Below are 21581 nucleotides of genomic sequence, written 5' to 3' on the forward strand. Positions count from 1 at the left end.
GTTATATTTTTAGTATACCAATAGAGTTTTATCAAATTCATTGGTGAAAAATTTAACTTGAAAGAAGGGATTTACAAAATGAAAGTCGTAGTCGTAGGATGTACGCATGCAGGAACAGCTGCAGTCAAAAGTATTTTAACAAATCACCCAAACGCGGAGGTAATCGTTTATGAACGAAATGATAATGTATCATTTTTATCATGCGGTATCGCTCTATATGTTGGAGGAGTAGTGAAGGAGGCTGACAGTTTATTCTATTCAAGTCCTGAAGAACTAGCGTCACTAGGTGCTACAGTTAAAATGGAACATGAAGTCGAAACTATTGATGTTGATCATAAAACAGTCACTGCTAAAAATTTGAATACTGGTAAAGTTGAAACAACTGATTATGATAAATTAGTAATGACAACTGGTTCATGGCCAATCGTTCCACCAATCAAAGGAATAGATGCCGATAATATTTTATTATGTAAAAACTTCAACCAAGCGAACGTGATTATTGAACGTGCTAAAGACGCAAAAAAAGTCGTCGTAGTTGGTGGTGGTTATATTGGTATCGAACTTGTTGAGGCGTTTGTAGAGTCTGGAAAAGAAGTTACCTTGATTGATGGTTTAGATCGTATTTTAAATAAATATTTAGATAAACCATTTACAGATGTTCTAGAAAAAGAACTTGTAGATCGTGGTGTTACTCTAGCTTTGGGTGAGAACGTTCAAGAATTTCAAGCTGACGCATCTGGTCATGTGAATAAAGTAATTACACCTAGCCAAGAATTTGACGCTGACATGGTTATTATGTGTGTTGGTTTTAGCCCGAATACTACATTACTTAAAGACAAGGTTGATATGCTACCAAATGGCGCTATTGTAGTCGATAAGTACATGAGAGCAAGCAATCCTGACATTTTAGCTGCTGGTGATAGTGCAGTAGTACACTATAATCCAAGCAATACAACTAATTATATTCCATTGGCAACAAATGCTGTTCGTCAAGGTATGTTAGTTGGATACAACTTGACAGAAGAAAAATTGGCGTATCGTGGCACACAAGGAACTTCTGGCCTATATTTATTTGGTTGGAAAATTGGTTCAACAGGCGTTACATTGGAAAGTGCAAAAATGAACAACTTAGAAGTTGAAGCAACTCAATTTGAAGATAACTATCGTCCAGAGTTTATGCCGACAACAGAAAATGTTATGATGGAACTAGTTTATGAAAAAGGTACCAACCGTATCGTTGGTGGTCAATTGATGTCTAAATATGATATCACTCAATCAGCAAATACATTATCATTGGCTGTTCAAAATAAAATGACAGTTGAAGACCTTGCCATTTCTGATTTCTTCTTCCAACCACATTTCGATCGTCCATGGAACTATTTGAACTTGTTAGCTCAAGCAGCTTTGAAAGATATAGCAAATAAATAAAACAAAAAAAGAGGAGAATAAGTCTCCTCTTTTTTTGTTTTTTTAATGTTTTCCTAGGAGTCGATTTCCCCTGTTGGTCATTTAACAATCAACATTTATTGTTTATTTTAAAAAAACAAGCGAAAACAAATTGTTATGTTTATCTTTTTTGTGCTAAATATTTATTTTTTATGAATAGATAATTTATTATGGAGATACATTCATTATTTGTTGACGTTTTCATAAACTGGAAAGAAGGAGGGATTTTTGTTAGAAAACAAATAATGAAAAAATCAATTAATATGAGGAGTGTACGAAGATGAAACAGAGTCGTATTGTTAGAAAAACAAAAAAACGCTGCATTGATGGGAATGGTTGGCATACTAAGATTAGCGGAGGCAACTGTAAATATCGATATATTATTAGAAATGTCTTAGTAGTAATTCCAGTGGTACCTCACTGAAGAATCCTTGGCTAGCGGATGGGCAAACTAGAGTAGTAAATTTCACGATTACAGGCAGCAAATTGCTTAATGTTAGTACAGATAGAACAGGATCAAAACAAGTATATCTGGGTGTTCCTAGTGAAATGCTTGGCAATGTGACGTCAGATGGACAAACTGAAGTAGATTCAAATGTCACTCTTGATTTAGATAATATTTCGTTTTTAAATACTGTTTTTACCACTGCACAAGCTTTAAATGGTCAAGTTCTAAATATTTTAAGTGGGACTTTAGGGAATCTGACAGGTGTATATTTCAATGTTCAGGATTTTAATGAAAAATTAGAAGTTTTGGAGAATGTGGAGCATATTGGAAATGTCAACATAGATGCTGATTCTGAACTAGCTAGTTCGGGTAAATACATTTCGTCTGACATAGAGGATAGCTTAGGGATAACACTTGCTGCAAATGTTCGAAAAATACTCATCGATTTAAAGACAGCAACAACCAATTTGAAAGCAACAGGTAGCGGAATAACTTCAAACTATGTTGCAGGTCTTATAAACACAACGTTAATCCCTGTAAAAGCTGCTTTAGTAAATGCCATAGACCTTGCACTTCCTTTATTAGATAACGGGGGACAAGCAGTAGATGAACTTGTTGATGCTTCTATTTCGGGAGATACAAACGTGGTAGTTCCAGTAAAAATCACTACCCCATTAGCTTCGCCAACTTTAAATAATCTTCTTGATAGTGATACAACGGACTTGAAGTTTCCGGGAGTAGTAATTCAAACTGATACCAATCTTGATAAACTTGTCACGTTCAGAGAAGACTATTATTCTCACATTTACTATAAAAAATAAGAAAAAGTTGAAAATAATCTTATAGTCTAAAGCTGTTTTTTTCTAACGAAGAAAGAAACAGCTTTTTATAACCCGATAAATATTATGTTATTAATAAATATTTTTTAAGTAAAATTATTTTAATTAAAAAACGATTAGTATATACAAGCTTTTAAACGGCTTTTTATAAGGCTTTTAATCATTGATAGCATTCTTTTGAGAATTTTATTTTTTTAATAATTAAAAAAAATTAAGATTTCCGATACATATCATTTCCAAAAATATTATAAAGGTTATAAAATCCGAAGGTAGAAGCTTAAATAAATTTTAAGGTTGCTCAGATTCATGAAAGGAGAGTGTTAAAAATAATTTAGCAAGCTTCTAGTTGTGTGTTAATTGGTATTACTTTAAACGAATGAGGAGGATAATCATGAAAAATGATCAGCAAAAAAAGAAGAACACTAATAAATCAAAAAAACAAGCTAAGTATCGTGCGTTATCATTAGTGTTAACAAGTAGTTTGGTCATCGCACCTTTAACTGTTCCGCTGTCATTTTACTTACCGGGAGGGATTACAGCATCTGCAGCAGTTTTAGATGCGGAAATTTTATCAAATATCAGTAGCTCAAATAGTAGCGGAACAACAACAGGAGCTCGATGGGCAGCCGACGGTGCAACTAAAAATGTCGATTTCTCAATAACTGGTGGTGAATTAGCTGGTGCTTCTGCTATAACAAGCGGGAAAAAACAAGCAGTTCTTGCAATTCCAAATCAATTGAATGGTCGAGTAGCAGTAAATGGCCCTGCGCAAATTGACACAAACATTACTTTGACACTTGCTGACGTTCCTTTCTTATCTGGAACTTTGACGGCCGTTGATAACTTGTCTAACGCTTTAACAGACATAGTCCAAAATACAATTGGAAATGCCACAGGGGTTAATTTGAACCTGACAAATGTTAATCAAAAGATAGCCGCTTTAAAAAATATAGAAAACTTCGGTAGTGCATCGTTTACTTCAACACCAACTCTTGCAGGAAACGGTTCCTACATCAGTGCGAATATTGATGATGGGTTAGGTCTTGTATTAGCACAAGATGTTCGAACAATTCTGCAAGATTTAAAAACCGCTATCGATCAATTGAATGCAACGGGTTCCAATATTATTCTCGTACCCGTAGTTAATACAGCCTTAGCTGCAGCAAAAGTGCCAATCGATGCAGCACTTAATTTAGCAATTCCACTTGTGGGAGTTGGCGGAGCGGGAATCAATCAATTAGCTGATGCATCATTGTTAGGATCTACCACAGTAAATATCCCAACAACAGTTGTTAGTCCGACTAGTCTATCGCAAAATTTAGATGCAAGATTTGTTGGTACCGTTGTAAAAACGGATGTGATCGATGTCAGCTTGATTAGTACTGCAAACGGAGTATCAGATATTTATTATGCTGGAACAGCGGCTGTAGTCGCACCTCCTGTAGTGACAAATACAACAGGGACTTCAGCAACAGGCTATACAGTTACAGGGACTGCGACTGCTGGCGATACCGTCACAATTAAAAATGCTGGTGGTACAACAATTGCATCCGGTCCTGCAACGGGTGGGAATTTCACAATCACGATTCCTCAAGGCGCAGCTGTTGAGAATGAGCAATTACAGGCCATTGCATCAAATAATGGCGTAGATAGTACGCCAACATCCTTCGCAACGCCTGCTGATCCAGCAAGTGCAGTCACACCTCCAGTTGTTACAAATACAACAGGAACTTCAGCAACAGGCTATACAGTTACAGGAACTGCGACTGCAGGGGATACTGTCACGATTAAAAATGCTGGCGGTACAACGATTGCATCCGGTCCTGCAACAGGCGGAAATTTTTCAATCACGATTCCTCAAGGAGCAGCAACTGCTAGCGAAGCATTGACAGCAATCGCTTCTAAAAATGGCGTAGATAGTACGCCAACGTCCTTTACAACGCCTGCAGATCCAGTAAATGTAGTCGCACCTCCTGTAGTGACAAACACAACAGGGACTTCAGCAACAGGCTATACAGTTACAGGAACTGCGACTGCTGGTGATACTGTCACGATTAAAAATGCTGGTGGTACAACAATTGCATCTGGTCCTGCAACGGGTGGAAACTTTACAATCACGATTCCTCAAGGCGCAGCGGTTGGAGATGAGGAATTACAAGCTATTGCATCAAACGGATCAGACACTAGTCTTCCAACTACATTTACAACGCCAGCTGATCCTGTCGTTATCACTTCACCAACTATTTCTGGTGTAACAGGTGATTCGGCAACTGGTTACACCGTAACAGGGACAGCAACTCCAGGGGATAGTATCATAATTAAAAATGCTGGTGGTGCTGTAATCGGGTCAGGAGTAGCAAATGGCTCTGGTGATTTCACTGTAATACTTTTACCAGGTATAGCGACGCCAAATGAAACATTAAACGCAATTGCCTCAGACGGTAACGGAAACGAAAGTGATCCAACTTCTTTTACAACGCCAGCTGATGCAGTAATTGTTCCAGCTCCAACAGTTTCTAATGTAACAGGAAACTCTGCAACTGGTTACGCTGTAACAGGGACAGCAACTCCAGGAGATAATGTAGTAGTTAAAAACGCAAGCGGAATCATCATCGCTGCCGGAATCGCTGACCCACTTGGTAATTTTACTGCGGTTATCCCAATAGGCTTAGCCTCTCCAAGTGAAGAGTTGAATGCAATTGCCGTGAGTGGTCTTAACCAAAGTAGTGCAACACCATTCGAAACACCTGCTGATGCAGTGGTCGTTCCAGCTCCAGTCGTAACAGGGGTTACGGGTAATTCTTCGGCTGGCTATACAGTAACAGGGACTGCTACACCAGGAGATACTGTGACAGTCAAAAATTCAGGAGGGACAGTACTTGCTTCTGGAACTGCAGATCCGCTGGGACAATTCTCCATCAATTTACCTATCGGGTCAGCAACACCACTTGAATCTCTAAACGCTATCGCATTTGATGGCCTTGGGAACCAAAGTAGTGCAACACCATTTATTACACCACCTGATTTGGTAATCGTTGCACCTCCGACTGTAGAGGGTGTGACTGGTAGTTCAGCTAGCGGATACACAGTTACAGGTAAAGCTACTCCAGGAAATCTGATTTCTATCAAAAACACTGGAGGAACTGTCATCGCTACTGCTCAAGCGGATTTACTAGGGAATTATACAGCTGTCATTCCAACCGGACAAGCGACACCAAATGAACAATTAAAAGCAATTGCTTCTGACATTTTAGGAAACCAAAGTATCGCGACTAATTTTAATACACCAGCTGATCCTGTTTTAGTTGGTTCACCGGTCATCACAAATGTGACAGGTACTTCCACAACAGGGTACTCTGTAACGGGAACCGCAACACCCGGGGATACTGTGTTAGTCAAAAATACTGGTGGAACAATTATCGGCACTGGAACAACTGATTCTAGCGGTAATTTTACCGTTGTTATTCCAGTTGGCTCAGCGATGCCTAGCCAACAATTATCAGCTATCGCCGATGATGGAAATGGACATCAAAGTTTAGCAACGCCGTTTATGACACCAAGTGATCCAGTCGTCGTTGGATCACCTATTGTAACTGGAGTAACTGGGTCATCCAGCACAGGTTATACTGTGACAGGCACCGCAACACCTGGAGATACAATCACGATTACAAACACAGGTGGAACAATTATCGGTACTGGAGTAGCTGATTCTAACGGTGACTTCACAGTAACTGTTCCAGCAGGTTCAGCAGCACCTAATCAACAATTGACTGCTACAGCTCAAGATGCAAATGGGAATACAAGCCCTGGGACAAACTTTACGACACCCGCTGATCCAGTAATAGTACCAGCGCCTGTTGTAACAGAAGTAACAGGTAGTTCTGCAACTGGATACACAGTGAAAGGTTCAGCAGTTGCTGGAAATACAGTTTTAATCAAAAATACTGGAGGAACAATTATTGCCTCTGGAATTGCTGATTCAAACGGAAACTTCACAGCTACAATTCCAGTAGGTTTAGCAACTCCTAGCCAACAACTGACTGCTACAGCACAAGATCCAGATGGTAACACAAGTCCTGGAACAAGTTTTATCACACCAGCTGATCCAGTTATTGTAACTGCACCAACTGTAACAGGAGTAACTGGAAGTTCAGCTTCTGGTTATGTAGTGACTGGTAGCGCTACTGCTGGCGATTCTATTTTGATCAAGAATACTGGCGGAACAGTTATTGGCACTGCAACAGCTGATCCGAATGGAAGCTTTACAGTTACTATCCCAATAGGTTTAGCTTCTCCTAATGAACAATTGAACGCAATCGCCGATGATGGAGATGGACATCAAAGTAGTGCAACACCATTTACAACGCCAGCTGATTCAGTTGTTGTTAACGCACCTGTTGTGACAGGCGTAACTGGCTCTTCAAACACTGGTTATACAGTAACAGGGACTGCTACGCCTGGTGACACTGTTTCAATCAAAAATACTGGTGGAACAGTTGTTGGTTCAGCAGTTGCAGATCAAAATGGAGATTTCACTGTGATTATTCCTGTTGGTTCAGCAACACCTAACCAACAATTAACTGCAACAGCACAAGATCCAAATGGGAATACAAGTCCAGGAACAAGCTTTGTTACACCAGCTGACCCAGTTGTTGTAACTGCGCCAACCGTATCAAGTGTAACAGGAACAGCAGCTACAGGTTATACCGTAAACGGAACAGCTGATGCTGGAAATACTGTAATAATCAAAAACACTGGTGGAACAATCATTGGCACAGCAACTGCTGACCAAAATGGTAACTTTACTGTATTGATTCCAATCAATCTAGCATCCTCAAACGAGTTATTAGTAGCCGTAGCTGAAGATGGAAACGGACACCAAAGTAGCGCAACACCGTTTACAACACCAGCTGATCCAGTCAGTGTAACAGCACCAACCGTTACGAATGTAACAGGGTCTTCTTCAACTGGCTATACAGTAACTGGTACGGCAGATGCAGGTGATACTGTAGCTATTACAAATACGGGCGGCAATGATCTTGGCTCTGCCACAGTTGATCCATCTGGCAAATTTTCTATAGTCATTCAAGCTGGCTTGGTAACACCAAGCGAACAATTGAAAGCTACCGCTTCTGATGCAGCTGGAAACCAAAGTAGTGCGACACCATTTACAACACCAGCCGATCCAGTCGTTATTCCAGCACCTATTGTTACAAGCGTGACTGGAAATTCTAGTACAGGCTATACTGTAAAAGGGACTGCCAAAGCTGGCGATACACTTTTGATCAAAAAATTAACTGGAACAGAAATTGGTGCAACAACAGTTGATGAAAATGGAAACTACACAGTCATTCTTCCGGCTGGAGCAGCGCTTGCTCGTGAACAATTGCGCGCGATAGACTCTGACGGAGCTGGCCATCAAAGTCCTGCTACATCATTTATCACACCAGCTGATCCAGTAGTTGTAGCATCTCCAATTATTACAAGTGTGACTGGAAATTCTAGTACAGGCTATACTGTAAAAGGAACTGCCACACCTGCAAATTCAATTTCGCTTCGAACTCTTTCTGGAGCTGAAGTTGGCACAGGAAGTGTTGATCCAAATGGAGATTTCACGATTGAATTAGAAGGTCAAGAGGTAAATCCGTTACAACAATTACACGCAATCGCAATCGATGATGAACTTAACATGAGTTTACCAACACTCTTTACAATTCCAGCTAACCCTTCATCATCTATTGAAGCGCCGACGATTGAAAATGTGACAGGAACATCTAAAGCAGGCTACATTGTGACAGGTAAAACAACAGCAGGCCATAAAGTGAAAATCCGCAATGCAGCTGGCCGTGTTATTGGTTCTGGTATCGCTGATTCAAATGGGCAGTACTCACTAATTGATAGTCAATCAGCTCTAGCACCTGATAGAGACTTTTCAATTGCATTGCCAACGGGTTCAGCAACTGAGAAAGAAGCCTTAACAGCAACAGCTGAAAACAATATAGGGGACGTCAGTACAGCAACACCGTTTATGACGCCAGCAGATCCTACTGTTTATGTCGCAACACCAATAGTTGATAGTGTAACAGGAAATTCAATGACTGGTTATACGATTAAAGGAATTGCAACTCCTGGAAATGACGTGGAAATTCAAAACGAGAATGGCGAGATGTTAGCTGGTGCTAAAGCAAGTGATAATGGGTTGTTCGTAATAACTATCCCAATTGGTTTTGCTGAACCGCAACAGTTAGTTTCAGCAATTGCTAAAGATGAACAAGGCAACAAGAGCGAACCAGCTAAATTCAAACTTCCAGCTGATCCAGATGCAGGAAACGGCAACAATAATGGAGCTGGGAATGGCAGTAACTTGGGAAATAATGGAAGCTCAGGATTCAACAACCTGAATAGTTCTCAAAAAAATCTTCCTAATAACGGTGAAGTTTTCAGTAATTGGGGCATCCTAGGGGCATTATTGCTCGGTGTTTTCAGTTTCTTTACTTTCAAACGCACCCACAAAAAAGAAGATGAATAAAAAAGTGAAATAACGAATGAACTTTCTATAAGGGCGAGGTATGAGATGGGGCAATGGTTCCATCTCATACTTTTTTAGTGGATGGTTTCTTATAAAGAATCTTTCTTTATGGACTATTTTGTCGTAAAATGAAAGTAGACAAAAAGAAAGAGAGGGTATACGCATGCCGATTCGAGTTCCCAAAGAACTACCCGCTATAAAAGTACTAGAAAAAGAGAAAATTTTTGTAATGGATGAAGATCGCGCCATGCATCAAGATATTCGCCCACTACAAATTTTGATCTTAAACTTAATGCCGAAAAAAGCTGAGACGGAAGTCCAGCTATTGAGATTGCTTAGTAATACACCACTTCAAATCAATGTGGAATTTTTGTATATGTGTAGTCATGATGCTAAAAATACATCAAGTGAGCATCTAGAACGATTTTATCATCAATTCAAGGCCATAAAAGAACAATTTTATGATGGATTGATCATAACAGGTGCACCAATCGAACAATTACCTTTTGAAGAGGTTGATTATTGGGAGGAACTACAAGAAATCTTTCAATGGAGCAACACACATGTATTTTCCACTTTTCACATTTGTTGGGGAGCACAAGCAGGGCTTTATTATCATCATAACATCAATAAATATCGCTTACAGCAAAAATTAACAGGTATATATACGCATAAGGTATTAACACCTACATGGAGTATATTAAAAGGATTTGACGATATATTTGATGCACCACATTCACGCTATACAGGCGTTAAGCGTAGTGATATAGCGCTCGCGAAAGATTTAGAAGTTTTAGCGGAATCTGACGAGGCTGGACTTTTTTTGGTTGGAAATAAAAACAACCGAGCTTTTTATGCAATGGGACACCTAGAATATGATCGGGAAACATTAGAACAAGAATTTAAACGGGATCAGCTCAAGGGGATTCAGCCAAATCTTCCTGAAAATTATTTTCCGCACAATGATACGAGCGAACGTCCACAGCTAAGATGGCATATGGCAGCATCATTGTTATTTTCTAATTGGTTGAACTATGCAGTTTATCAAAACACACCGTATGACTTAACAAAATTACTAGAAGACTAAAACGATTAAATGAGAACAGACTAAAGTAAAATGAGCGATTTATTTTATTTTAGTCCTTTTTTGTAAATGCATTTTATAAAGAGATGCAAACGCTAACGTATTATTATCTGTCCAAAAAGCATTCTTGTTCCTTTTTTAGAAAAATAAACGTATTATTAGAAGAAGAAAGGAGGGGTATCACAATTGAAATCATTTATAAAAAGTTGATCACACAATTTATTTATCGATGAAACAGTTATTTATTAGCCAATTTTAAAGAAGTAAACATGCTTTAATTATCATTAGTTGGAGGAATAATTATGAAAATACCTAAACGATTTTTGAGTGGACTCTTACTCTCAATGCTATTTATCTTTTCGTTTGTACCTGCATTTGCACAAGAAATCGATGCAATCACTGCACCCTCGGGCATAAAAGCTGTAATTGTTATTATCCCGTTAATTTTAGTATTGGTTTTATTATTTATGAAAGTTGATATGATCATTGCTGGTTTTGTTGGTGGGGTGTTGGCAATGATTATTGGTGGTATAGGATTAGAACAAGCAAACCAACAATTATTAGAAACTATCCCAACAATGCTCGGTATCACCGTACCAATCATCAATTCAGCTATAGCTATGGCTGTATTTAAATCCGGAGGCTATTCTGCTGCCTTGACGCTCGCTAAACGAGGGACAAAAGGAAAAGTTGAATATGTTTCAGCCTTTATTGTAATTTTACTAGCAGCAGCAACGTATATGTCTGGAATTGGTGGTGGTAGCGCAATGGTTATTGCACCGCTAGCCTTTGTAGCAGTTGGCGTAGTCCCAGAATTGATTGCTGCAATGTCACTTGCAGCCGCCGTTTCCTTTACAACATCACCTGCTTCATTAGAATCAAGTATCGTATCTAAATTAGGCGATTTCAGTGTATCAAAATATGTTTCAGATATGCGTCCGATTTGGTTGCTATTTTGTGCGTTAGCCATTATTTTAGCATTTTGGGGAACAAAACGAAGAAATTTAGGGTTTAAAGAAAATAGTGAAGATGAATACGCTCAAATGAGTAATAAAGCGTTATTTAAGTTAACTTTACCAGCTATTTTCCTTTTATTTTCAGTGATTTTTGGACCAGTAGTCAATGATCTAGTTGGCTTTGCATTATTGACACCTTTAGTCTATATGATTTTGACCTTAGCCTTGATTTATATCTGTTCAGACTTTACATTAAATCAATCAGTAGAGGCTATGGTAGATGGATCAACTTATATTTTAACAAGATTATTCCAAGTTGGGATTTTTCTTGCTTTTATTAATATTATTGCCCAAACAGGAACATTTGCGGTAATTGCAGGAATTGCGAGCTCAGCACCAGCCATGATCATGGTGCCTGTTGCTGTCCTAACAGGAATCTTAATCGGTATACCAGCTGGGGCCTACGTTGGTTCAGTTTTAACCTTAGTGCTTCCTGTCGCAGTGTCGTTAGGCTTTTCTTCGATTGAGCTTGGACTAGTAGCTGTAGGTGTAGGCTTAGGAAGTCAAATGAGTTTTGTTAACATTACGATGCAAGCATTATCTTCTGGTTTCCAAATTCCTATTTTAGATGTCGTCAAAGGGAATGTAAAATGGATCAGCATAGCCTCTGTATTGTTAATTGCTATTGGATTCTTTATTTAAAGTAAAAGAAAGGGTGTTAAGAATTGGATATTTTAATTAGACAAGCAAGATTGAGCGACGGAGAAAACTTACAGGATATTGGAATTAAAGATGGGAAAATCGTTGCTATTTCAGAAAACTTGACAGAAAATGCAGTAAACGTAATTGAAGCCAACGGACGAGTTTTGATCCCAGGTCTTGTAGAAAGTCACATTCATTTAGATAAAGCATTGATCGCAGACCGCAAACCAAATAAATCTGGCACACTGCAAGAAGCAATCAGTGTTACAGCAGAATTAAAACCAACTTTTACAGAAGCCGATATTTATGAACGAGCAAAGAAAGCCTTAGAAATGATTATTAGCCATGGTGTTACAGCAGTTAGAACACACGCTGAATTTGATCCAGCTCAAGGTTTTTCAGGATTTAAAACAATTATGAAATTAAAAGAAGAATATAAAGATCTGATTGATATGCAAATTGTTGCTTTCCCGCAAGAAGGTATTTTTAAAGCGCCTGGCACCGAAAAAATGATGTACGAAGCAATGGAGATGGGAGCTGATGTTGTTGGAGGTATCCCATATAACGATGCTCCAGCAAATGAACATATTGATTTAGTATTTGAAATTGCGAAAAAATATAACAAAGACATCGATCTTCATCAAGATTTCAGCGATGAAGCAACAGATACTTCAATTGAATATTTATGCCAAAAAACAATACTAGAAAATTATCAGGGTAGGGTTTCAGTTGGTCATTTAACTGCACTTCATGCATTAGAACCTGAACGATTGAAAGGAATATTGTCTCTAATGTCAGAGGCTAAAATCAGTGTTATGGCATTGCCTGCAACCGATTTGCACTTAGGGGCTCGAAATGATACGTACAATGTGAGAAGAGCCGTGACTCCAATCAGAAAGTTGCGAGATGCGGGTGTTAACGTCTGTTTAGCGACGAACAATATTCGAAATGCCTTTACACCTTATGGAAATGGTGATTTGATGCAGATTGCGATGTTAGCTATTCCAGTAGGACATTTAGGAGGGGCGGATGACTTACCAACTGTTTTACCAATGATAACTGAAAATCCAGCAAAAGCTTTAGGTCTTGAAAACTATGGAATTGAAATTGGAAATAAAGCTGATCTAGTATTATTGGATACAAAAGTTAAAGCAGATGCGATCATTGATATCCCTGAAAGAAATTATGTTATAAAGAATGGAAAAATTACTGTCGAAGTAAAAAAAGAAGTAACTATTTTTAAATAATCTCTAAAACAGCATTGATTAACTCGTAATTACAGTTATCACATGCTGTTTTTCTCTTTTCGCCAAAAAGTTTCATATAATATTTTTATGTAAACTAGTTAGCAAAAGAGAAATGAGAATAATGATCCACTAGGTAAATAGAGGAACATTATGTCATGATTATAACTAGTCTAAATTCCTTTTAATTCTCAATTAGATTATATAAATGAGAATTAAAAGGAAAAATACTTGTTATTACATACAATTGTATGATACTCTTTATTATATAATAAATAATATTGGAGGTACAAGAAATGAAAGTTATTGTTCTAGGTTCATCGCACGGAGGTTACGAAGCTGTAGAAGAGTTACTAACTCTACATCCAGAAGCAGAAATCCAATGGTACGAAAAAGGCGATTTTATTTCTTTTCTATCCTGTGGTATGCAACTTTATTTAGAAGGGAAAGTAAAAGACGTTAACTCCGTTCGTTATATGACTGGTGAAGAAATGACGGGTAGAGGTGTAAATGTCTTTTCCAATACTGAAATCACTGCAATCAATCCTGAAAAACATCAAGTTGTTGTAAAAGACTTGATCTCTGGTGAAGATCGTGTAGAAGATTACGACAAATTAATTATCAGCCCGGGGGCAGTGCCATTTGAATTAAACGTTCCTGGAAAAGATTTAGAAAATATTTATTTAATGCGCGGCAGAAAATGGGCAATAAAATTAAAACAAAAAACAGTAGATCCTGAAGTGAACAATGTAGTGGTTATTGGTAGCGGGTATATCGGAATCGAAGCAGCTGAATCATTTGCAAAAGCAGGTAAAAATGTCACTGTTATTGATATTTTAGATCGGCCATTAGGTGTTTATCTAGACAAAGAATTTACAGATGTTTTAACAGAAGAAATGGAAGCAAATCATATCCATGTTGTAACCAACGAAACAGTTCAAAGTTACAAAGGGGAAGGGCATGTACAAAAAGTTGTAACTGATAAAGCAGAATATGATGCTGACCTTGTGGTTGTTGCAGTTGGTGTTCGTCCTAACACTGGTTGGCTAAAAGATACATTAGCACTACACCAAAATGGATTAATCAAAACGGATGAATACATGCAAACAAGTGTACCTGATGTATTTGCGGTAGGTGATGCCACTCTGATCAAATATAACCCTGGTGAAACGGAGGTCAATATTGCTTTAGCAACAAATGCAAGAAAGCAAGGGCGCTTCGCCGTGAAAAATTTGCTTGCGCCAGTTAAACCATTCCCTGGTGTTCAAGGTTCATCTGGTTTAGCCGTTTTCGATTACAAATTTGCGTCAACAGGAATCAATGAAGAAATGGCTAAAAAATTAAATATAAAAACAAAATCCGCATTAGTTGTCGAAGATTATTTGATGGATTTCAATCCTGACAAACAAAAAGCCTGGTTTAAATTAGTATACGATCCTGAAACAACACAAATTTTAGGCGCACAACTGATGTCAAAAGCTGATTTAACAGCGAATATCAATGCAATCTCACTCGCTATCAAAGCTAAAATGACAATCGAAGATTTAGCATATGCTGATTTTTTCTTCCAACCATCATTTGATAAGCCTTGGAATATCATTAATACAGCTGCATTAACTGCGCTAAAAAATGAGCAATAAGAATTAATTAAAAGACTACACTAAATTAACTTCAGTGTAGTCTTTTTTTCTAATAATAAAAATGCTATGATTGAAATAAATGAATATATTGGTGGGAAAAAAATGACAATTATATTAGAAAAAATGACTTCAACTGATTATGAAAATTATCTATCTTTCGCAATTAAAGATTATGCTCAAGACAAAATTACTGCTGGTACATGGAATAAGGAAGAAGCAATCGAATTAGCTGCAAAAAGTTTTAAAGATCTTTTACCTGAAGGCAAAGATACCAATAACGACTATTTATATTCTATTAAAGAGGATAAATTGGATAAAAAAGTTGGTTTTTTGTGGGTTCACCTAAATAAAACTCCCTATGAGTCAAAATTCTTCATTTATGATTTTGTGATTTTTGAAGAATTCAGAAACTTAGGATTTGGGAAAGAATCTATTTCTTGCCTTACAGAAAAAGCAAAGGAAATGAATGTGACACAGATTGATCTGCATGTATTTGCTCATAACAAAGGTGCGATACATTTATATGAGCAAACAGGTTTTGTGGCAACCGATATCAGCATGTCCAAACAAGTAAGATAATAGTCTTTTATAGAAAGAAGAGAAGAACTTGTTACAACATCCGAGCACAAAAATCATGACTGAACTCATTCAAAAACAATGGAAAGAACATTCTATTTGTGCAGCAATCGTTAATGAAAAAATGGAGATTATATCTACAGGCAAAACTACAATTGCACAAACGAATGATCCAACGGCACACGCTGAAGTCAATGCAATTCGATCTGCCTGTAAGCTTTTGAAAACAGCTACTTTACCCACAGGATATTGGTTATATTCAACTTTTGAACCTTGTCCATTATGTTCTTCAGCAATCATTTGGAGTGGTATTGATGGTGTTGTTTATGCTAATGATCCAAGATTTAGAGGTTCACTTCCAAACTGGTCGTTTATCAAATGCAAGACGATATTAGAACAAGGTTATGATATTCATCCTGTAGCATTGATTGAACATTTTATGCTAGACGATATTAAAAACTATTTCACTAGACACGAAATTTAAAAAGACTTTAGAATCTTCGCGCCAAATCATCTTCATAAGGCAAAAGACTATTCGTAATCAGTTAGTACAGCGAGCATGAAATATGGGTCAAGTCCAAATGGTGAGAAATCTAATCGACGTTAGTACTTAAAGACAAAAAAGACGAACAGCGAACTATCAAAATAAAGCACAGAACTTAAAGACTTTTTCTGAAACAAGTACAAATGTCCATTTCTGAAAAAGTCTTTAAGTTTATGGGATATCCATAGGTACACTAGTGGAAATGTATCGGCATAGACTTGTAGTTTTTATTCCAGTTCGTTAAAAATCTTTTATAAACAAACGTAGTATAAGATAGAATGACAGTTCAAATGCAAGAATGATGCGAATAACATACTATGCTTAGATTTTAATCTACTTTGTATAATGTATATTATGTTAACTAGAATGTAAAACTAAAAAACGAAATCAGTATCACTACCTCATTCGTCGTTTAGTTCTATTCTTTATTGTCTTTCAATGTCTACAGTATTGGTGATAATAAACGTGAAAAGTTTTGTTTGAATCGTAACCAATGTGATTGATTGCGAATGATTTCGTCAGTTAACAGAATACTGTTTGCTATATCAGATTCAAAAATTTGAGTGAGTTCACAAGAAACTTTAGTGTCATAAATAAACGTACTTACTTCAAAATTTAATGCATAACTTCTAATATCTTGATTTGTTGTCCCAACCATACAAATTTCATTATCAATAATCATTGTTTTAGCGTGTACAAATCCATTTTGATACATGTAGATTTTAACGCCTCTTTTATGCAAGTAATTCGCATAATATTGAGTAGCACGATAGATAAACGGATGATCAGGCATACAAGGAATCATGATTCGTACATCGATACCAGAACGAACCGCAATTAAAATTGCGTTGATCATACTGTCATCAGGAATCAAGTACGGTGTTTGGATCCAGACTGATTTTTCTGCAGATAAAATCATTTTGATAAACCCGCTTTTTAAAATTTCTTCTTCTGAGTCTGGACCATCCGATACAACTTGTAACGCTAAATTATCAAGCTCCGTATCTTCAGCAATTTGAAAATAAGAATCTAAATACTCCATTGTATGTGAATCATGTTGCACAGACGCGTTCCAATCCATAATAAAAATCTCTTGCAATGAAAAAACTGAAGTCCCAACTAAACGGATATGAGTATCTCTCCAATAGCCAAACTTTTTACTTTCTCCTAAATATTGATCCCCTACATTAAAGCCACCGGTCCACCCTATTTTCCCATCGATAACAACTATTTTACGGTGTAAGTGATAATTTAAGCGAGTTTTGCTGATCATATTTTTAGAGGTAATAAAAGGCGCGACTTTCCCACCTAATGAAACAAATTCTGCAAAAAACTTTTTATTCGCCCCAGGTGATCCCCAAGGGTCATAAATCAAATGAACAGCCACTCCTTCTTTCACTTTTTCACCTAGTAAAGTTAAAAACTGGTTGCCGATACGATCATTAAAAAAAGAGTAATATTCAACATGAACGGTTTCTTTTGCCTGACGAATATCTTCAAATAACGCATCGAATTTCTCTCTTCCGTCAGTATAAATCTTTAAACTATTCCGTTTGCTCAATGGTGACGAATCCATATTTCTGAAATATTTATTTAATACTCGTGCGTCTGTCAATAAATTGATATCTAATTTTTCATTTGACTTTAGATTATCTTCATCGACCATTTTTTTGATTTCAGCAATTTTTTCTTGATCATGAGAGGTCAAGTTGAAAACTTTTTGACCATTGATCCCTCTTCCGCAGAAAAGATAGATCATAAATCCGATTCCTGGTAAAAATAATAATGTCATAATCCAAGCCAAAACGCTTGAGATACTTCTTGGTTTTCTAAAAACGGTAATAAGTGCTGCTGTTGTATTTAATAACACTAACAGAACAATTATGATGATAAAAATTCTCATCTGATTTCATTTCTCCCTTAAAATACGTAGTATATTGATTATAGCAAAAAGCTTAAAATCATCCAACAAATAATGTTGTTAAAAAATAAATTAATGCAATAAAATACTTAGATATGAATTTTATATTTTTTCGATCTAAGTGTTTTAATTATTAGATTGTTGTACTATAATATGCTGATATCTTTAATTGAAAAGAGGACTTATTAAACATGGACATCAAAATGCTTGTTACGATCTTTGTGGTCAATTTTTCTTATATCACATTGAATACGATTCGTTTTATGCTTACAATGAAAGGGTATCGCTTGATTGCTCCTTTGGTCAGCATGGCAGAGATCACAATTTATGTACTAGGACTCAGTATGGTCCTGAATCGCTTAGACGATCCTTTGAATTTAATTGTCTATGCTCTTGGTTATGCTGTAGGAATCAGCGTAGGAATCAAAATTGAAGATTACTTAGCATTAGGCTATATTATGGTAACGGCTATCCTCCCCTCTTCTACTGAGCAACTGAACCTGCCAGAAATATTAAGAGACCATGGTTATGGAGTTACACAAAGCTTTGGTATCGGGCGAGAAGGCGAACGCATGATTTTAGAAATCCTATCTCCACGAAAAAATGAACGTAGTCTATACAAATTGATTAATGAAAAAGAACCTAGAGCATTTATTATTTCTTATGAACCCAAATTTATCTCTGGAGGATTTTGGACAAAGAAAGTCCGCAAAAGAAATCATTGAGCAACAGAGGTTGAAGCAAAAGCATATTTTTAAACGTATTGCTCCAACCTCTGTTGCTTTTATAAATTTCTTTGTTTACATAATATAATTATAGTAACCCGTATTTGAAGTAGTGAAAAGTTTCTTGATCCAAAAGAAACTTTTCGATTAATTGTTGGAATAGCTGCATTTTGAAGAACACTCGTTGATTTTCATCAGAATGGGCTGCCCACAATACGGATAACTCTGTTTTAAGCCTATTAATATCAACGGAAGTAACATTCTCTTCAATAAAGCGAGTCTCAAAGATTAACTGATCCTCGTCATTTCTTATCAAATCTTTGGTTTCAATCAGTGCATCTTGAAAGATATTCTTTTTGCTCACCCTAGTTTTATTACGTTTGACAGAGCGAATCACTTTTTGAATTTGTGCGATAAAATAATCGATATCTACATCTCCAAGAATCGTTTGTAATCTTTCAAATTGTTGAGGTAATACTTGTCTTTGTGAAAGTAAGTGAAAGTAATTTGCTAAATCTAACGGAACCTGATCCTCTCGATAAACTGACACAAACCGTATATACTCATTTCCTTCTTCTACCCTACGAAAAAAGGGAGGATTTTTTGATTCATTTTTAACACCGAAAAAATAGCTCCCTTGTTCTTCTTCGAAAAAAACAGACCACAACCATTCTCCAAATAGAAACTGATCTGTCACAACCTCATCTTGTCTAATACTTGTTAATAGGTCCGTTAGTACATCAGGAATTGTATAAATCGTTTCGTTTGAATAAATTGGAAACGCTAAAGAGTATCTTCTATTTTCTCTTTTTACAAGATTATAGTTGATTAGCTTATCTAAATATAATTCTAAATTGTTATCTGTTGATATATCAGCTTTAATTTGACGTAAAATAATTTCTTGTCCTTCACGTTCAGTAAAATACGTCACAATTTTATTAAACAATGGATCAGATATTAGTTTATTTAAGGATTCTTCTCTACCACGAGCAAAATAATAGCTTACATTTTTCACAATCGCTCACTCTTTCTAGTCGTCAAGATTTGATCTCTATAGTAATAAAAACTACAGATGGAGTCAATAACATGGCCACCTGTAGTTTTTTTTAATTGATAGATCAGATGTGTGCTGTTTAGCTAAATGCTTCAGTTAATTGTGGAACAACTTGTTTTTTACGAGAAACTACGCCGTTTAAGAACGCTCGGTTGTTGTTAAGTTTAACACCAAAAGCGGACTCAACTTTATCTAAGGCTTCTCCAATTACAAGTAATTCAGAGTCGCTATCTAAAATATTGGTTACGATTAAAACAAATAAATCATAGCCTTTTGTCGCATTCTCATTCTTCATAGACGCTTCTAATTCTGCTTGACGATTCAATACTTCATTTAGGTCAACTGTATTGACTTGTGCGATTCGGACGTTCATAGCTCCCATTGGGAAGCTTTTAGCATCTAAATCTAATAATGTTTCAGCAGATTTATCACTTAAATTAGTACCAGCTTTTAATAGATCTAAGCCATAACCATCCAAATTGATTTCAGCAATATCAGCTAATTCATTTGCAGCAGCAATATCTTCTGGTGTGCATGTTGGTGATTTGAATAGTAATGTATCTGAAATGATTGCTGATACCATCATACCCGCAATTTGTTTAGGAATCGTAATATTATTTTCTTTGAACATCTTTAAAACAATTGTACTCGTACATCCTACTGGTTCAGCACGATAATACAATGGATCAGCTGTTTCAAAATTCGCAATACGATGGTGATCGACCACTGCGAGAATAGATAACTCTGCAATATCCGAAATACTTTGTTGAAATTCATTGTGATCCACAAGCATTACTTGGTTTGTCTCACCCGTAGCACTTTCAACGATTCTTGGTGCATCTACGTTAAAATAGTCTAACGCATACTGAGTCTCTTCACTTGGTGTACCTAATGCTACCGCTTCAGTGTCTTGCCCTAGCTCTTTTTGTAAATACGCAAAGCTGATTGCAGCTCCGATTGCATCTGTATCAGGATTTTGGTGTCCAAAAACAAGAATTTTTGACATAAAAATAATTCACTCCTTCTTTTTTCTTCATTACTAATAATAACAAAAAATAGAAAAGAAACAACAATAATTGTCGCTCTTTTCCATTTTTATAAACTATCTTGTTGCGTATTTTTGATAGTCATTGACATGAAGCAATTTTTTAGCGTTTGCTACGCGGTCTTCTTTAGGTGGTTCAATTCCGTTTAATGGATATTCTAACCCTAATTCATCCCATTTGTATTTACCCATCGTATGATACGGTAATACTTCTACTTTATCGACATTATTCAATGTTTTAATAAAGCTATCTAAACGAATCAAGTACTCATCGTAATCACTACGTTCTGGTACTAAAACATGGCGAATCCAAACTGGTTTTTCGATTTCAGAAAGATATTGAGCCATTTCTAAAATATTCTCATTTCCTAATGAAGTCAGTAATTTGTGCTGTTCGTTATCGATATGTTTAATGTCGAATAACAATAAATCCGTATAGTTCATTAATTCTTCAAATTGGCTAAAAAAAGGTTCTTCTCTTGTGAATGGTTTGCCACAAGTATCGATTGTTGTATGTATTCCTTTTTCTTTTGCTTTTTTAAATAAGTCAGTTAAGAATTCCAGTTGAAGTAAAGGCTCGCCTCCACTGACCGTGATCCCGCCTTTTTCGCCCCAATAAGAACGATATTTGATTGCTTCATCCAAAACTTCATCTGTCGTCACTTCACGTCCGCCTGAACCGATTTTCCAAGTATCAGGATTATGACAAAACTGGCAACGCATACGGCAACCTTGAGTAAATACGATAAAACGAACACCAGGGCCATCAACGGTCCCAAAATTTTCTGTAGAGTGGATTCTACCAATAACAGGGCTTGTCATTGCTTG

15 protein-coding genes are annotated in these 21581 nt (G+C 36.7%); 11 read left to right on the forward strand and 4 right to left on the reverse strand.

Features of this window, described 5'->3' with window-relative positions; genetic code table 11:
- Window positions 1-78 precede the first annotated feature (78 nt).
- From I586_RS01500 to I586_RS01540, 10 genes are all read left to right on the forward strand, one after another.
- On the forward strand, window positions 79-1428 hold the full coding sequence (locus I586_RS01500) for an NADH oxidase (RefSeq protein WP_010764946.1): 1350 nt from the start codon (window positions 79-81) through the stop codon (window positions 1426-1428).
- Window positions 1429-1726: 298 nt separating this feature from the next.
- Entirely contained in the window at window positions 1727-1870 is a 144-nt protein-coding gene (locus tag I586_RS17235; RefSeq protein WP_010764945.1) for a hypothetical protein, read from the forward strand.
- Window positions 1867-2715: an adhesive domain-containing protein gene (locus tag I586_RS01505; protein WP_341830609.1), complete on the forward strand. Its 849-nt coding sequence runs from the start codon at window positions 1867-1869 to the stop codon at window positions 2713-2715. The genes I586_RS17235 and I586_RS01505 overlap by 4 nt, the downstream gene beginning before the upstream one ends.
- 409 nt (window positions 2716-3124) lie before the next feature.
- The gene (locus I586_RS01510) at window positions 3125-9262 is read left to right on the forward strand and encodes an Ig-like domain-containing protein (protein WP_010764943.1); all 6138 of its coding nucleotides are present in this window, start codon (window positions 3125-3127) and stop codon (window positions 9260-9262) included.
- A gap of 163 nt (window positions 9263-9425) precedes the next feature.
- Entirely contained in the window at window positions 9426-10349 is a 924-nt protein-coding gene (metA, locus tag I586_RS01515) for a homoserine O-acetyltransferase MetA (protein WP_010764942.1), read from the forward strand.
- Between the two features lie 299 nt (window positions 10350-10648).
- Window positions 10649-12004 carry a hypothetical protein gene (locus tag I586_RS01520; protein ID WP_010764941.1) on the forward strand — a complete coding sequence of 452 codons (1356 nt, stop codon included), beginning with the start codon at window positions 10649-10651 and terminating at the stop codon, window positions 12002-12004.
- A gap of 23 nt (window positions 12005-12027) precedes the next feature.
- Window positions 12028-13251, forward strand: coding sequence for an amidohydrolase family protein (locus I586_RS01525; protein WP_010764940.1), 1224 nt, complete (start codon window positions 12028-12030; stop codon window positions 13249-13251).
- A gap of 293 nt (window positions 13252-13544) precedes the next feature.
- On the forward strand, window positions 13545-14888 hold the full coding sequence (locus I586_RS01530; RefSeq protein WP_010764939.1) for an FAD-dependent oxidoreductase: 1344 nt from the start codon (window positions 13545-13547) through the stop codon (window positions 14886-14888).
- 102 nt (window positions 14889-14990) lie between these two features.
- On the forward strand, window positions 14991-15467 hold the full coding sequence (locus I586_RS01535; RefSeq protein WP_010764938.1) for a GNAT family N-acetyltransferase: 477 nt from the start codon (window positions 14991-14993) through the stop codon (window positions 15465-15467).
- A gap of 55 nt (window positions 15468-15522) precedes the next feature.
- Window positions 15523-15948: a nucleoside deaminase gene (locus I586_RS01540; protein ID WP_010764937.1), complete on the forward strand. Its 426-nt coding sequence runs from the start codon at window positions 15523-15525 to the stop codon at window positions 15946-15948.
- A 502-nt stretch (window positions 15949-16450) separates the two neighbouring features.
- On the opposite strand, the gene cls is transcribed toward I586_RS01540, so the two are convergent.
- A complete protein-coding gene (cls, locus tag I586_RS01545) occupies window positions 16451-17911 on the reverse strand; it encodes a cardiolipin synthase (RefSeq protein WP_010764936.1) in 1461 nt (486 codons plus the stop codon).
- 209 nt (window positions 17912-18120) lie between these two features.
- Here cls and I586_RS01550 point away from each other — a divergent pair, with 209 nt between their 5' ends.
- Complete coding sequence (locus tag I586_RS01550; protein WP_010764935.1) at window positions 18121-18654, forward strand: DUF2179 domain-containing protein; 534 nt, start codon at window positions 18121-18123, stop codon at window positions 18652-18654.
- A gap of 88 nt (window positions 18655-18742) precedes the next feature.
- Here I586_RS01550 and I586_RS01555 read toward each other — a convergent pair whose 3' ends face one another.
- The 3 genes from I586_RS01555 to pflA form a co-directional block, all read right to left on the reverse strand.
- Window positions 18743-19669: a DUF1803 domain-containing protein gene (locus I586_RS01555; protein WP_010764934.1), complete on the reverse strand. Its 927-nt coding sequence runs from the start codon at window positions 19667-19669 to the stop codon at window positions 18743-18745.
- 118 nt (window positions 19670-19787) lie between these two features.
- A complete protein-coding gene (locus tag I586_RS01560; protein ID WP_010764933.1) occupies window positions 19788-20714 on the reverse strand; it encodes a manganese-dependent inorganic pyrophosphatase in 927 nt (308 codons plus the stop codon).
- Between the two features lie 96 nt (window positions 20715-20810).
- Complete coding sequence (gene pflA, locus I586_RS01565; RefSeq protein WP_010764932.1) at window positions 20811-21575, reverse strand: pyruvate formate-lyase-activating protein; 765 nt, start codon at window positions 21573-21575, stop codon at window positions 20811-20813.
- Window positions 21576-21581 lie beyond the last annotated feature (6 nt).

Origin of the sequence: Enterococcus moraviensis ATCC BAA-383 (assembly GCF_000407445.1) — a bacterium.
Taxonomy (GTDB): domain Bacteria; phylum Bacillota; class Bacilli; order Lactobacillales; family Enterococcaceae; genus Enterococcus_L; species Enterococcus_L moraviensis.

Coding starts and splice junctions, on each gene's coding strand:
- I586_RS01500 (WP_010764946.1), top strand. CDS start 79: ATGAAAGTCGTAGTCGTAGGATGTACGCATGCAGGAACAGCTGCAGTC.
- I586_RS17235 (WP_010764945.1), top strand. CDS start 1,727: ATGAAACAGAGTCGTATTGTTAGAAAAACAAAAAAACGCTGCATTGAT.
- I586_RS01510 (WP_010764943.1), top strand. CDS start 3,125: ATGAAAAATGATCAGCAAAAAAAGAAGAACACTAATAAATCAAAAAAA.
- metA (WP_010764942.1), top strand. CDS start 9,426: ATGCCGATTCGAGTTCCCAAAGAACTACCCGCTATAAAAGTACTAGAA.
- I586_RS01520 (WP_010764941.1), top strand. CDS start 10,649: ATGAAAATACCTAAACGATTTTTGAGTGGACTCTTACTCTCAATGCTA.
- I586_RS01530 (WP_010764939.1), top strand. CDS start 13,545: ATGAAAGTTATTGTTCTAGGTTCATCGCACGGAGGTTACGAAGCTGTA.
- I586_RS01535 (WP_010764938.1), top strand. CDS start 14,991: ATGACAATTATATTAGAAAAAATGACTTCAACTGATTATGAAAATTAT.
- I586_RS01540 (WP_010764937.1), top strand. CDS start 15,523: ATGACTGAACTCATTCAAAAACAATGGAAAGAACATTCTATTTGTGCA.
- cls (WP_010764936.1), bottom strand. CDS start 17,911: ATGAGAATTTTTATCATCATAATTGTTCTGTTAGTGTTATTAAATACA.
- I586_RS01550 (WP_010764935.1), top strand. CDS start 18,121: ATGGACATCAAAATGCTTGTTACGATCTTTGTGGTCAATTTTTCTTAT.
- I586_RS01560 (WP_010764933.1), bottom strand. CDS start 20,714: ATGTCAAAAATTCTTGTTTTTGGACACCAAAATCCTGATACAGATGCA.
- pflA (WP_010764932.1), bottom strand. CDS start 21,575: ATGACAAGCCCTGTTATTGGTAGAATCCACTCTACAGAAAATTTTGGG.